Annotated in this window: 15 protein-coding genes and 1 pseudogene; 8 read left to right on the top strand and 8 right to left on the bottom strand. The window is 60.1% G+C overall.

Annotated features, from left to right (window positions below; all coding sequences use genetic code 11):
* Positions 1-24 precede the first annotated feature (24 nt).
* From FFM81_RS09785 to FFM81_RS09800, 4 genes and pseudogenes are all read right to left on the bottom strand, one after another.
* Positions 25-1,230 carry a multidrug effflux MFS transporter gene (locus FFM81_RS09785; RefSeq protein WP_138384389.1) on the bottom strand — a complete coding sequence of 402 codons (1,206 nt, stop codon included), beginning with the start codon at positions 1,228-1,230 and terminating at the stop codon, positions 25-27.
* A 138-nt stretch (positions 1,231-1,368) separates the two neighbouring features.
* Positions 1,369-1,704: a Grx4 family monothiol glutaredoxin gene (gene grxD, locus FFM81_RS09790; protein ID WP_003579551.1), complete on the bottom strand. Its 336-nt coding sequence runs from the start codon at positions 1,702-1,704 to the stop codon at positions 1,369-1,371.
* Positions 1,705-1,849: 145 nt separating this feature from the next.
* Positions 1,850-2,669 (bottom strand): annotated as a pseudogene (locus FFM81_RS09795) (c-type cytochrome).
* Positions 2,670-2,806: 137 nt separating this feature from the next.
* Positions 2,807-3,058, bottom strand: coding sequence for a hypothetical protein (locus FFM81_RS09800; protein WP_003568959.1), 252 nt, complete (start codon positions 3,056-3,058; stop codon positions 2,807-2,809).
* A gap of 164 nt (positions 3,059-3,222) precedes the next feature.
* Here FFM81_RS09800 and FFM81_RS09805 point away from each other — a divergent pair, with 164 nt between their 5' ends.
* The gene (locus FFM81_RS09805) at positions 3,223-4,389 is read left to right on the top strand and encodes a hypothetical protein (RefSeq protein ID WP_138384233.1); all 1,167 of its coding nucleotides are present in this window, start codon (positions 3,223-3,225) and stop codon (positions 4,387-4,389) included.
* A 167-nt stretch (positions 4,390-4,556) separates the two neighbouring features.
* Here the strand turns inward: FFM81_RS09805 and FFM81_RS09810 are convergent, their stop codons facing one another.
* Genes FFM81_RS09810 through FFM81_RS09825 form a run of 4 tightly spaced genes read right to left on the bottom strand, consistent with a single transcriptional unit; the run spans position 4,557 to position 7,755 of the window.
* Complete coding sequence (locus FFM81_RS09810; protein ID WP_138384234.1) at positions 4,557-5,273, bottom strand: transporter substrate-binding domain-containing protein; 717 nt, start codon at positions 5,271-5,273, stop codon at positions 4,557-4,559.
* Positions 5,274-5,285: 12 nt separating this feature from the next.
* Positions 5,286-6,050, bottom strand: a complete 765-nt coding sequence (hpaI, locus tag FFM81_RS09815) for a 4-hydroxy-2-oxoheptanedioate aldolase (protein ID WP_003568954.1) — start codon at positions 6,048-6,050, stop codon at positions 5,286-5,288.
* A 7-nt stretch (positions 6,051-6,057) separates the two neighbouring features.
* Positions 6,058-6,840, bottom strand: a complete 783-nt coding sequence (gene hpaH / locus FFM81_RS09820; RefSeq protein ID WP_128398532.1) for a 2-oxo-hept-4-ene-1,7-dioate hydratase — start codon at positions 6,838-6,840, stop codon at positions 6,058-6,060.
* A gap of 21 nt (positions 6,841-6,861) precedes the next feature.
* Positions 6,862-7,755 carry a dioxygenase family protein gene (locus FFM81_RS09825; RefSeq protein ID WP_003568951.1) on the bottom strand — a complete coding sequence of 298 codons (894 nt, stop codon included), beginning with the start codon at positions 7,753-7,755 and terminating at the stop codon, positions 6,862-6,864.
* Positions 7,756-8,007: 252 nt separating this feature from the next.
* Here FFM81_RS09825 and FFM81_RS09830 point away from each other — a divergent pair, with 252 nt between their 5' ends.
* From FFM81_RS09830 to FFM81_RS09860, 7 genes are read left to right on the top strand one after another with little or no spacing between them, the layout of a single operon-like run.
* Positions 8,008-8,742 (top strand): GntR family transcriptional regulator, encoded by a 735-nt coding sequence (locus FFM81_RS09830; RefSeq protein ID WP_003568949.1) that lies wholly within the window; start codon positions 8,008-8,010, stop codon positions 8,740-8,742.
* Positions 8,742-9,563, top strand: coding sequence for a sugar phosphate isomerase/epimerase family protein (locus FFM81_RS09835; RefSeq protein ID WP_003568948.1), 822 nt, complete (start codon positions 8,742-8,744; stop codon positions 9,561-9,563). The genes FFM81_RS09830 and FFM81_RS09835 overlap by 1 nt, the downstream gene beginning before the upstream one ends.
* A 48-nt stretch (positions 9,564-9,611) precedes the next feature.
* Complete coding sequence (locus tag FFM81_RS09840; protein ID WP_003568946.1) at positions 9,612-10,280, top strand: amino acid ABC transporter permease; 669 nt, start codon at positions 9,612-9,614, stop codon at positions 10,278-10,280.
* A gap of 9 nt (positions 10,281-10,289) precedes the next feature.
* On the top strand, positions 10,290-10,940 hold the full coding sequence (locus FFM81_RS09845) for an amino acid ABC transporter permease (RefSeq protein WP_003568944.1): 651 nt from the start codon (positions 10,290-10,292) through the stop codon (positions 10,938-10,940).
* Positions 10,941-10,983: 43 nt separating this feature from the next.
* The gene (locus FFM81_RS09850; protein WP_025416273.1) at positions 10,984-11,808 is read left to right on the top strand and encodes a transporter substrate-binding domain-containing protein; all 825 of its coding nucleotides are present in this window, start codon (positions 10,984-10,986) and stop codon (positions 11,806-11,808) included.
* 6 nt (positions 11,809-11,814) lie between these two features.
* Positions 11,815-12,588, top strand: coding sequence for an amino acid ABC transporter ATP-binding protein (locus tag FFM81_RS09855; RefSeq protein ID WP_038573883.1), 774 nt, complete (start codon positions 11,815-11,817; stop codon positions 12,586-12,588).
* 18 nt (positions 12,589-12,606) lie between these two features.
* Positions 12,607-13,467, top strand: a complete 861-nt coding sequence (locus FFM81_RS09860) for a shikimate dehydrogenase (RefSeq protein WP_025416271.1) — start codon at positions 12,607-12,609, stop codon at positions 13,465-13,467.
* The last annotated feature ends 4 nt before the right edge of the window (positions 13,468-13,471 follow it).

A 13,471-nucleotide genomic window follows, 5' to 3' on the forward strand; every position in this document is an offset into this window, starting at 1 on the left:
GGTGGCCGTTCAGAGGTGGGCCGTTCAGACGGCCGGATTCTGCTGTTGGAAGAGGCGGCCCTTCTCGGCGATCAGTACGAAGACGAGCCCGATGATCGACACGGTGAAATAACCGGCGACCATCGGCAGCGCGGTGCCGTCGAAGGCCTGACCGATGCCGGCGCCGATGAGGGCGCCGCCGACCGTGCTCATGAAGCCGAGAACGGAGGAGGCGGTGCCGGCGACATGGCCGAGTGGCTCCATGGCCAGCGAGTTGAAGTTCGAGCCGATCCAGCCGAACTGGAACATCGCAAGGCCGAAAAAGGAGATAAACAGAGCAAAAGGCATCGGCTCGGAACTCGCCATCTGGACGATCAGCCAGATGGTGTTGATGGCGATGAAGCCGATGAGCGAGCCGTGCGACAGGCGACGCATTCCGAGCTTGCCGACAAAGCGCGAATTGAAGAAGGATGACAGCGACATGAAGACCGCCACGCCGGCAAAGGCGAAGGGGAAATAGACGCCGAGATCATAAATGCCGACATAGACCTGCTGGGCGGAGTTGATGAAGCCGAACAGCGCGCCGAAGATGAAGGTGCTGGCGATGGTGTAGCAGAGGGCGATCCGGTTGGTCAGGACCAGCTTGAAGGCGCCGAAGATCGAGCGGGCGGTAAAGGGGCGGACATTGGCGGGATGCAGGGTTTCCGGCAGGCGAAGGTAGGCCCAGACGGCGATAGCAGTCGCCATGGCGGCGATGAAGAGGAAGATCAGGTGCCAGTTGCCGAAGAACATGACGATCTGGCCGGTACCTGGTGCAATCACCGGCACGATCATGAAGACCATCATGATCAGCGACATGACTTCGGCCATCTGCCGGCCGCCATAAATATCGCGGACAATGGAGACGGTGATGACGCGGGTTGCCGCCGAGCCGATGCCCTGGACGAAGCGCAGCACCAGCAGTCCGGCGAAAGAGGGGACGAAGACGATGCTGACGGCGGAAGCGATATAGATGACGAGACCGATCAGAAGCGGCGTGCGGCGGCCGAAACGGTCGGAAAGCGGCCCGTAGAACAACTGGGCGCAGCCGAAACCGAGCAGATAGGTGGAGACGACGAACTGGCGATGATTTTCGCTTTCGACGCCGAGGCTCGCGCCGATCTGCTGCAAGGCCGGCAGCATGATATCGATCGCCAGAGAGTTGACGGCCATCAGGAAGGCGGCGAGCGCGATAAACTCTCGCTTGCCCATGGGCAGGCGGCCCGCGGACACGGCTTGTGATGAATCTGTCACAATGAAATTCCCATAAACAGGCTAAGGCGCTGCTGGCTGCAGCGCCTCGGACTCAAGATTACAGATTTGGAAACCGGGCGGACGCCCGGTGACCGGTCAGGCGGCGCCGCGCACTGTGATGCCGTTTTCCTGGAGATGCTGCTGCAGTTCACCGGCCTGGAACATTTCCCGGACGATATCGCAGCCGCCGACGAACTCACCCTTTACGTAAAGCTGGGGGATCGTCGGCCAATTGGAATAATCCTTGATGCCCTGGCGGATTTCCGAATCAGCGAGCACGTTGACGCTCTTGTAGTCGACACCGATGTAATCGAGAATCTGCACGACTTGGCCGGAGAAACCGCACTGCGGAAACTGCGGCGTGCCCTTCATGAAGAGGACGACGTCGTTGCTCTTGATTTCGTTGTCGATGAATTCGTTAATGCCGCTCATGGGGATCTGATCCTTTCAACAGGCGGGTTCAAGGCCCGCCGTTTCAATCGTTGACCTTAGATAGCATGCGCAGTCAGGAATTCCAGCCGCCCCAATCAAAAAAAGACCAATTTGGTCAGACCACTTCCTCATTGTTGCCGTCGCGTTACGGTTGCCGGGTGAGATAAGCTTGGATCTGTTCGATTTCGGCATCTGTAAAATATCTGAAATCCCATAGTGAAACCTGGGTCATCACGCCGAGATCGCGGCCTCCGACACCCTTGCCGGTGCGCAGCAGCGTCTTGAAATCAGCAGCCGAATAGGATTGCGCCAAAGGCCTCAGCGCCGGTGCCAGAAAGGCTTCGGACAGTTTGGCGGTATCGAGATTGTGACAGTGGCTGCAATCGGTCCTGAAGGCATATTCGCCGATATCGGCCGGGCGCGTGGCGGCGGGCGTGAGGTCGGCCGGCACGATATCGGCCTCGAAGGGGACCTTGCCGAGCGCCAGGCCGATCCGGCCGAGCGGTCCCCATTGCGTCGCTCCGTCCACCGCGTCGGGAAGCGGCTTCAGACTGCGCACCCAGGCGAGGATCGCCGCCATGTCGTCCTCGGTGATATTGGCAAAATTGCCAGCCGGCATGATAAAGACGCCGGTGCCGTCCTTCTTGACGCCGTGGCGGATGAGGCGCACCAGCTCCGCATCGCTGTACATCGGCGAAGCGGGTCAGGTTCGGTGCGACGATGCGGCCGAGGCCGGGCCCGTCGATCAACACGTTGCCGGCATCGTGATGACAACCGCCGCACATCAGCGTCCGGGCGCGGCGTTCGGCTTCCTCAGGCGGCAGCGTCGTCTTGACGGTAAAATCGGCCGCCGCAACGTTATAGGTTCTGGAAAGGCGCATCTCCGACAAGGCGTAGATGCCGACAACGGCGATCAGACAGATCGCGACCAGTGCCGCCAGGACGATTTTTAGAATGCGTTTCATCTGCCAGACGTGCCGCCCTCCATCGTGATAATCCGTTTGATATCGGCATAGGCGGACGCCGGCTTTTTTGCCGCGGCATGAAGCCGGCGCGGGATATGGGAAATCTGCAAGATCGGTGCCTGCGAAAGCACCCACGGCTAGCTTCGGCGCTGACGGCTGCGGCCGGCGGCGGTGCGGCGCTTGCTGACCTGCTTGCGGGCGGGCTTGCGTGTCGCCGCAGCCGTCTTGCGGGCGGTCGAGGCTGGCTTGCGCGCTGCAGCCGTTGTCGACGCGCTGCGCGTTTTTCGCTTTTTGCGCTTCGTCGTGGCGCGGCCGGTGGTTTTCTTCAGGATCTCCTTCAGCACGCTGTCGACGACGCCCGATATCAATTCTTTGACTAGATCGGCCACAAAACCCCTCCGTTCGTGGTGGAAACGACATGCCTGCTATTGAATTCCGGAAGAGTTCGGTTAGCAAGACGGCTTCGAGGCCAAGCTGCTTTTTTGCCGATATTGGCGACCGGGCAGCCGGATCGCATGCAACATGCCGGCCATTTGGCCGGCTGGAAGGTGGAATGAAACTGATCGAGAAGCGGGTCGTCCTGCATTTCCCTGGCTTCGAGCCGCTTGACGGCGTTGCTCACAGGGCACGCTACGAGCGCTCTGCCAGACAGAGTGCCACCGTCTGGGGTTATTCGGTTGAGACGGGGGCGGCCGAGGCAGGAAGCGATCCCCTCAATTTCGAGGTGACGACGGACTACGGGGCAGGGACCGGTTCCCCCGCCTGGCGGACGAAGAGCCGGATTCACATGGTCGATCATGACGCGCTGGTCAGTCGGCTGCGCAGCGGCAATACGCCGAGCCAGATCGTTGCGGGCTTCCGCAGTTGCGTCCAGATCGTGCTGGACGGCGGCATGCGCGGATATTTCCGCCATGCCTGGCGCTTCGGCCTGTTCTTCCTCTTCCCGTTCCTGTTGACCGGGCTGGCGATCGCGCTGACGGCGCAGATCGCCATCATGCCCTATAGCCTCGGTTTTTCTCCCTGGCACATGCTCTGGAGTGGGCCGCTTGCGCTCTGCTTCTTCAGCTTTGCCTTCCTGCCGTTTTCCGAACGCTTTCATACGCTGCATCTTTTTGCCGATTGGAAAATGGCGGTGGCGCTAGGCCGCATGGACCGGGCCGATTTCAACGACTGGCTGGAAGACCGCGCCAGCGCCGTGCGTAAGGCGCTGGCTGAGGAGGCGGACGAATATCTGATCTCCTCGCACAGCATGGGATCGAGCGTTGCCGCCCATGTGATCGGCATATTGCTGGAAAGGGAGCCGGAGATTTTCGAGGGCAAGCGCGTGGTGTTCGCCACCCTCGGCAGCGCCATCCTGCAATGCGCACTGCTGTCATCGGCTGCGCTGCTGCGCGCCCGTGTCGGGCTGATTGCCCGCTGTCCGGAGATTTCCTGGCTCGACGTGCAGTGCCTGACGGATTCGATCAATTTCTACAAGGTGCCGGTCGTTGCCGTTGCTGGCCATACGGATGCACCTCCGGCAACGATGATCCTGATCCGCGTCAAGCAGATGTTGACGCGCGAGCACTATCGCAAAATCCGCAAGGACCAGCTGCGCGTCCACCGGCAATATGTGCTGGGGCCCGATATGAAGGGATCGTTCGATTTCACGCTGATGACAGCGGGTCCTATGCCGGCCTCGGTTTTTGCCCATGCGGAGCAGGAGAAATTGCCGGCTTGAGGGCTGGGTTCCGTCGGTGTTGGGAGCTCGCCCAGGTCCACAGGCGCCCAATTACCAGGCCGTTTACAGCGCTCGAAATGGGGCGGGTGCGGTATCGAGAAGCCTTTAGCTTACGCGTAGCTTGCTCGGCGAGTGGGATAAAGCCCGAGCCGTTTCCGCCGACGCTATCATTCGAGATCCTCTTCACCATCGCCGGCCAAGTCACGGTCTGCCGCAGCAGTTCCGTTCAGACGACGTATGAAATCCGTAAAGAAGGCCGAGGCATGAATGGATCTTCGCTGCACGGCGATCGTCTGGGGAATTTCGGAGAACGCTCCCTCCACCAGCCGGAAGCCGGAAGTTCTCTCCGAAATCTGAACGAGGAATTCCGTCAACCCCGCAGCCGCGTCGCACCGCGAGCTGACAAGGAGATGGACGGCAGCCGCCGGGCTGTCAGTGTGCGAGACAGTGGCTTTTTCAAGGATACGTTCGAGCTGCTTCGTATAGGCGGCGCTTCTTGCGGAGGCGACCTGCACGCCTTCGATGTCGACATCGCCAACCGTGCGGAACGACGAAGCCTCGGGCACCAGATAGGTCGCTTTGACGGACATGTAGGGGGGCGAGAAGGAAAACAGGTCGGCTCTCGATGGGTCGGAGGCAATAAAAGCAATATCCCACTCGCCGCGATCAGCAGCGGCGAGGATGTCGGCGGCCGAGCCGTACTGGATCAGCGACAGGCCGCAATCCAGTTGCTCGGCAATTTTGCGACCGATCCGAGCGTTCGGACCGACCAAGGCGCCGGCGTGATCGTCCCACCGGACCAGCGCTGCATTCGACATGTTGACGGCTGCCCGGATTACGCCCGTCGGCGCTATCTCGGACAGAACTTGCTTCCGCGTCGGCATCGGCGCGAACTCCTAAGATGCAAACCGGGCTGCGAGCGCCTCCGATCCTCTTGCAAGGAGGGCGACGTCTACGCCAACGGCGGTGAACAACGTCCCGAGCGAAATGCAGCGGGCTGCGAACGTCTCGTCCGGCGTGAGAATGCCTGCCGGCTTTCCAAGAATTTTCAGGCGTCCGATCGCGTTTTCGATCGCCGCGACCACCTCGGGATGTCCCGGTTGGCCGGGATGACCGAAGCTGGCCGCCAAATCGGCGGGGCCGATGAAGATGCCGTCGACGCCCTCGACCGCGGCGATGGCCTCCAGTTGGCCGAGTGCCTCGCGGGTCTCGATCTGCAGAAGCAGGCAGATCTCTTGTTCGGCATTCCGCGCGTAGTTCGGCACGCGCCCGAAGCGGGTGGCGCGCGTCAAGGCGGAGACGCCGCGAATCCCGTGCGGCGGATACCGTGTGGCAGCGACCGCTGCCTTCGCTTCCTCTTCGTTCTGCACATAGGGAATGAGGAGCGTCTGGACGCCAATATCCAGAAAGCGCTTGATCAGTACGGCATCGTTGAACGCCGGACGTACGACGGGGGACACGTCGTAAGGCGCGACCGCCTGCAATTGCGGCAGGACGGTGAGGACGTCACTCGGAGAGTGCTCGGTATCGAACAGAACCCAATCGAAGCCCGACGGCGCAACGATTTCCGCCGCGTAGCTTCCGGGAAGGCCGCACCAGAGACCGATCTGGCTTTGACCGGCTCTCAGTTTCCGTTTGAAGTGATTGACGGGAAGTTCCATCGGCGCCTCACACGAACGAGACGCCGATGGAGCCGACTGGACCATAGTCGGCTTGGATGACATCGCCCTTGACGATGTCCACGGGGCGGGTGAATGAGCCGGCAAGCACGATTTGGCCCTTCTTCAAGCCGCCTCCGACGGCATGGAGCTTGTTCACGAGCCAGGCGATCCCTGCGGCCGGATGCCCCATGATGGCTGCGGAAACACCCGATTCTTCGATGATGCCGTTTTTCGAAAGCGTCGCGCCGACCCAGCGGATGTCGATATCCATCGGCCGGATGATGCGGCCGCCCACGACGATCGCTCCAAAGGCGGCGTTGTCGGCGATCGTATCGGTGATCGCTCTGGGTACTTCGGTTCGGTAATCGATGATCTCAAGCGCAGGAACGACAAACTCCGTCGCGCGCATGACATCATAGATCCGAGTGCTCGGCCCCTCGAGATCCTGACCCATTACGAAGGCGAGCTCGACTTCGAGGCGAGGCTTGATGAAGAGCGCCGCGCTGATCTGCGCTCCGTCGTTATAGAGGGCGTCGTCGAGAATGACGCCGTAGTCGGGCTCCGTCATTTTCGAGGCCATCTGCATCGCCCGCGATGTCAGTCCGATTTTATGCCCCGCGATCCGCGCGCCCTTTGCAATCCGCGCCTGCGCCCAGAGCGCTTGGATCTGATAGGCGTCTTCAATTTCCAAATTCGGATATGTCTTGCTCGGCTGGACGATGGGCCTGCGTTCGGTTTCTGCCTTCAGCAATGCGTCGGCTGCCGTTTGGCGTTCCTTCTCGGTAATCATGATTTGGCTCTGCTGGTTCTGTTACTTGATCGGGGGACGCGGCAGGATGGCCTCGCCTGGCTCCATGACGTAGGTGTAGTCGAGTGAGAACCACGGGCCAGTGACGTCCGTGTCGGACGGGTGCGGCTCGTCATGACGGACAAAGTCGCCTGTCAAAGCCGCGGTGACGCCGAACTGCACATCGGATTCGATGTTCGGATCACTCGGGTCGAAGACCTGGGAGATGAGGGTTTTGTACCCCCGTTTGAAGATCAGCGCGTGCAGATGAGCGGGTCGGTAGGGATGGCGGCCTTGCGCTTGGAGAAGCCGACCGACGACCCCGCCGATAGGGATTGGATAGCCCACCATCTTGACCGTTCTGAACCAGAACCGACCCTCGTCGTCCGTGGTGAACTTGCCTCGCAGGTTCATTTCCGCCTGGTCCGGGTCCTGGTTCTCGTAAAGACCGACGGGAGAGGCATGCCATACGTCGATCTCGGCGCCTGGGATGGGCTTGCCTACCCGATCAACCACCTTCGCGTGGACGAACAAGGGCGTTCCAGGCGTTTCCGACCGGATGATGGTTCCGCCGTTCTCGACCCGCGGAGAGTTGAGGCGCCAGAACGGCCCGAGCAGCGACTGCGAAGTCTCGGTCTGTCCGTTGTCGCCGTTGTTGAGCAGGCAGACGAGCGACGAGACGCCAAGCGATCCGGCCATCAGCACGAACTCGTTGTGGCTGTCGGTCTGCAACTGGCCAATTTCGTTGAGGATAGCCGTCGCTTCGCGAAACTCGACTTCCGACAGCCTGACTTCCCGCACGAATGCGTGGAGATGCTTCACCATTGCAACGAGTATTTCCCGGAGCCTTGGATCTGCGGTGCGGTCCATCACGGCGAGAACGGCAGGCGTCAACTCGCTTTCGGTTCTGATTGCCATAAGGCTACCTCCCAATAAGGCTCGAGTATCAAAATAATCGATTATTTGTCAAGCAGTTGCTGCGTAATCTAGATTGACAGCTGATGAAAGCATGCCTGAACAAAGGAATAAATGTCTGGAATAATTAGATAAAGCGGATTAGTTCTGACGCAAAGCCAGGCGACCCAGTGGTTGTTGATGTATCAAGTTGACATGAATAATCGTTTATTATATCGATCATCGAAACTTAGCCGAATTGTTTGGGGAGGAAAGATGGACTCGGCCGACGACAGCTCTCTGGGGCCGTTGACAGAAGGCGGGCCGTCAGCCGGCTTCCTCGACGATGGCAAGAACACCATCGGCAGTCAGCTCGCGTCGCGCCTTCGGGAGGCGATCATCTCCGGTGAACTGGAAGCAGGCAGCAAGATCAATCTCGACAAGGCGCGGAAGACGTTCAACGTCAGTCTGAGCCCGTTGCGGGAGGGCTTGGCCCGGCTCATTTCAGACGGCCTGGTCGAGTTTCAGGATAACAGAGGCTATCGCGTCGCGCCGATCTCGCTGGCTAATCTCGAAGAGGTCACGAGCCTGCGCGAGGAACTCGAGGTTTTCGCGCTGCGTGAATCCATCCGTCTCGGCGACGTCGAATGGGAGGGCAACATCATGCGTGCACTTCATCGTCTAAACCGCACGGAGCGCGACGCCGCTCGTCCCGAAACGCTGGAGCAGTGGGAAGCGCTTCACCGGGAATTCCATCTCACCCTGATTTCGGGCTGCGGCAAACCTCTGCTACTTCACTTCTGCAGTCTTCTGCTCAATCTCAATGACCGATATCGCCGAGTCTTCCTGATCCGGACGTCGGGGGATCGCAACGTTGGGCAGGAGCACAGCGAGATTGCCCAGGGCGCAGTCGCGCGTGATGTCGACTATGCCTGCGAGAAGCTCCGCCAGCATATTCATCGCACCGGCACCAATCTTCGCAACCATCTCGCGACGAAGGGAATCGCGTGATGGCCGCCGCAGCATCGAAATCGGCGCGCCTGATTGGCGTTGCGCATTTCTCATCGATTTTGCTGCCTCCGGTGGATTTCGCGAAGACCGCCGCCCGCGCAGGGTTCTCCAGGATCGGGCTCAGGCTGAATCCGGCGTTCCCTGGTGCGCCTTACTACGAGCTGCCTGTCGGTGGTTCGGCTGCAGGCGAGCTGAAATCCGTGCTTGCCGGCGAAGGCGTCGAGGTTTTCGATATCGAGTTCTTCGTCATCGATCCCTCGTTCGACGCGTCGTCGGTGGAGGCCACCGTCGCAACGGCTGCGCACATTGGAGCACGCCGGCTTAGTGTCTGCGGAGACGATCCTGATCACGCCAGATTGGTATCGAACTTTTCGGATTTCTGCGGGCTCGCGGACCGATACGGCTTGGCTGTCGACATCGAAAACATGGGTTGGCGGGTGATCAGAACCTTTCGGGACAGCGTCAATCTTGTGAAGGAGAGTGGTGCCCGTAATGCCGGCGTCCTCGTCGACGGAGTACATTTCTTCAGGAATGGCGGCACGCTCGCTTCGCTCGGAACCGAGATCGGCTGGGTAAAGCACGTTCAACTGTGCGATGTCGCTGGATCGGCGCCGGTGACATCAGAGGAGATGATCGCTGAAGCTAGAGGCGGGCGGTTCGCACCGGGAGAGGGCGAATTGCCGTTGAAGGAACTCGTCGCAGCGGTCGATGGCTCCGCGGCGATCTCGGTGGAGGTCCCGCTCGCGGGCTCTGCCGCGCCCGAGACGCATTTGAAACATCTGTACGACAGGGCCGAAGAATTATTCGGGCCGGATCGCTGATCCGGCGCCGGCGAGGCGTGAGCCGCGACGGAGGGAGGAAGTCAACATATGGGTTATACGTTCGATTTTGGTGCGGTCTTCGACCGCGCCCCGGAATTGTTTTGGGGTTCGCTTGGGACGCTCGGTCTGGCATTCGCCGGAATGATCCTTGCGCTCGTGATCGGTATTCTCGGCGTCGCTGCAAGAACGTCCAAGAACAAACTCGTCCGAGCTCCGGTGGTGAGCTTCGTCGAGGTTGTTCGAAACACACCCTTCCTGGTGCAGATATTCTTCATCTACTTCGCGCTTCCCCTCATGGGAATCCGACTGAGCCCTACCGCTACCGCCATCATCGCGCTGGGGATCAATGGCGGCGCCTATGCGATTGAGATCATTCGAGGCGGCGTGGAAAGCGTGAGCAAGGGCCAGGTCGAGGCAGGCTTTGCGTTGGGCTTGCATAAGGCCGATGTGTTCCGGCTGATCGTTTTGAAGCCGGCTCTGCGGGCGATCTATCCGTCCCTGACCAGCCAGTTCGTGATGCTGACCTTGACGACTTCGGTCTGCACTTCGATCGCGGCCTACGAGCTGACTTCGGCGGCGCAGCGGATCGAATCCGACACGTTCCGAAGCTTCGAGGTCTATTTCAGCGTGACCGCAATCTACCTGGTCATCTCGAGCCTGATGATGGGCATCTTCGCCCTTATCTCCCGTTACTACTTCAACTACCCGACCAGATAGGAGGCGTTCATGGGTCCCATTGGCGAAAACGAGCTGTTCTTCCTCTTGCAGGGTCTGAAGTGGACTGTGCTGCTGGCCATCATCGGCTTCGTCGGCGGAGGCATATTTGGAGTTCTGATCGCTTTGGTGCGCACGTCGAAGAACCGCTTCGCACGTTTCGCATCATCGGGTTACATCGCGCTCTTTCAGGGCACGCCGCTCCTGATGCAGCTCTTCGTCGTCTACTACGGAGTCGCGCTGTTGGGCATCGACGTCAATGCATGGATCGCTGTGGCCATCGCGTTCACCCTCCATGCCAGTGCCTTCCTGGGCGAGATCTGGCGCGGCTCGATCGAGGCCGTTCCGAAGGGCCAGACCGAAGCCGCGAACGCACTCGGGCTGCATTACGTCTCCCGAATAAAGGACGTTGTCCTGCCGCAGGCGCTGAAGATTTCGATGCCTGCAACCATCGGATTTCTCGTTCAACTCATCAAGGGCACATCGCTCGCAGCCATCGTCGGTTTCATCGAGCTGACCCGCGCCGGACAGATCATTTCGAACCAGACCTACCGCCCGCTGCTCGTCTTCGGGATCGTTGGAATAATCTACTTCATCATTTGTTGGCCTCTCTCCCACATCGGGAGCGGCTTCGAAAAACGGATGGCGAAAGCTGTCCGCTAACCTTGCTTCGACCGAAGCAAAGACCACAGAGGAGGAGAATGGAATGTATAGCAATCGCAGACAATTTCTTGGAATGGCCCTGGCTACGGCCGCCTTCGCCACGCTAGGCGCGGCTGCAGCTTCCGCGGCGACCGTCGAGGAGATCAAGGCCAAGGGTACGATCGTCGTCGGCATTCAGGGCGACAACGCGCCATGGGGCTTCGTCAACACGAGCGGCAAGCAGGACGGATTCGACGCCGATATCGCGACACTCTTCGCCAAGGAACTCGGAGTCAAGGTCGAGTTCCAGCCGCTCGCCGTCGCCAACCGCATTCCGGCCCTGACCACCGGCAAGGTCGACATCCTGTTCGCCACCATGGCCATGACGGAGGAGCGTGCCAAGTCGATCCAGTACAGCAAGCCATACGCGGCGAACACGATCTCGCTTTATGCGGCAAAGGCCGATACCGCAAAAACGCCTGCCGATGTTGCCGGCTGGGAAATCGGCGTGCCGAAGTCCAGCTCGCAGGACAAGGCTATTACCGACGCCGTGGGATCGACCGCGACCGTCCGCCGCTTCGACGACGACGCCGCAACCATTCAGGCGCTGGTCTCCGGACAGGTTAAGGCCGTCGGAGGCAACATGTTCTACGGACAGCGGCTCGATGCCGCCAGCGCCGGCACCTACGAGCGCAAGATCGACTTTCTGACGACTTACAACGGCGCCGGAACGCGACTGGGCGAGAAGGACTGGAACGAAGCCGTCAATGCCTTCCTCGACAAGATCAAGGGTAATGGCGAACTTGCAGCCATCACCAAGAAGTGGATGAACATCGACCTGCCGACGTTCCCGGAATCCATTCCCAACATCCCGTTCACCGTCAAGTAAAGCTACATGGAGGGCGCCGTGCTCAGTTTCGCTAACGACCAGTCGACATTGATATCCCTTGAAAAGGTGGAGAAATGGTACGGCTCCTTCCATGCGCTGAAAAACATCAGCCTGTCGGTTCGCAAAGGCGAGAAGATCGTCCTTTGCGGGCCTTCGGGTTCCGGCAAGTCGACGTTGATCCGTTGCATCAACGCTCTCGAGCTGATCCAGGAAGGCAGGATTATCGTCGACGGGCAGTTGCTCGACGGCACAAGCAAGGCGGTTGATGCCATTCGGCGCGAAGTCGGGATGGTGTTCCAGAACTTCAATTTGTTCCCCCACATGACCGTTCTGCAGAACTGCGCGCTTGCGCCCATGAGGGTCCGCGGAACCAGCCGGGCTGACGCCGAGAGGCTGGCGAGAAAATACCTGGAACGGGTTCGAATCCTGGATCAAGCGGAGAAGTATCCCGCGCAGCTCAGCGGAGGGCAGCAGCAGCGTGTCGCTATTGCCAGGGCGCTTTGCATGGAACCCAAGGCGATGCTGTTCGACGAACCGACATCGGCGCTCGATCCGGAAATGGTCAAGGAAGTGCTGGACACTATGATCGGTCTCGCGCGCGACGGCATGACCATGATCTGCGTGACGCATGAGATGGGTTTCGCCCGCCAGGTCGCAGACAGGGTCATCTTCATGGCTTCCGGCGAGATCATCGAGGAGGCCGAGCCCGAGGTCTTTTTCAAGTCTCCGAAGCATGAGCGGACCAAGGCTTTCCTTGGCGAGATTCTCGCACATCACTGAGCCGATTGGGTTATCGAAATGAACAACAACAAATTCCTTGTTGGTCTCATCGGGGCCGACATCCAAATGTCGAAGTCGCCTGCACTGCATGAAACCGAGGCACGGCACCTGGAGCTGGATTACCATTACGAACTCGTCGACCTCGCCGAACGCGGTCTACCGGCGTCCGCGCTGCCCGAACTGCTTGTAGAACTTGAACGATGCGGCTTCGCAGGAAGCAATATCACGCACCCGTGCAAGCAGACGGTCATCGCTCATCTTACCAGCCTGTCCGAGGACGCCGAGATGCTCGGAGCGGTCAACACGGTCGTGTTTCGGGACGGAAAGCGGATCGGGCACAATACGGACTGGTATGGCTTCTATAAGAATTTCGAGCGCGGCATGCCCGGCGCAGCCAAGACTCATGCCGTCCTGCTCGGGGCAGGCGGCGCAGGGGTCGCTGTCGCGCACGCGGCGATCAAGCTTAGTATCGGGATGCTCTCGATTTTCGACCAGGACACAAATCGCGCCGCCGCGCTTGCCGATCAGCTCAACCGACGATTTTCAAGAACCTGCGCGCAACCGGTCCAGGACGTCGGTGCGGCGCTCGCTTCGGCCGACGGCCTGATTCATGCTACGCCGACGGGTATGCGAAGCCATCCGGGTCTCCCGATCGACCCGGAATGGCTTCATCCACGTCACTGGGTCGCCGATATCGTCTACATGCCGCTCGTGACCGAACTTCTAGCTCTGGCAGAGAAGAAGGGGTGCCGGACCTTGCCGGGCGGCGGCATGACCGTGTTCCAGGCCGCTGCGGCCTTTGAACTGTTCACAGGTGTAAAACCGGATGCGGAACGCATGTCGCGTCACTTCGAAGATTTGTGCCGACCTACAGCCTGACCGG

Source organism: Rhizobium hidalgonense (assembly GCF_005862185.2).
Taxonomy (GTDB): Bacteria; Pseudomonadota; Alphaproteobacteria; order Rhizobiales; family Rhizobiaceae; genus Rhizobium; species Rhizobium hidalgonense.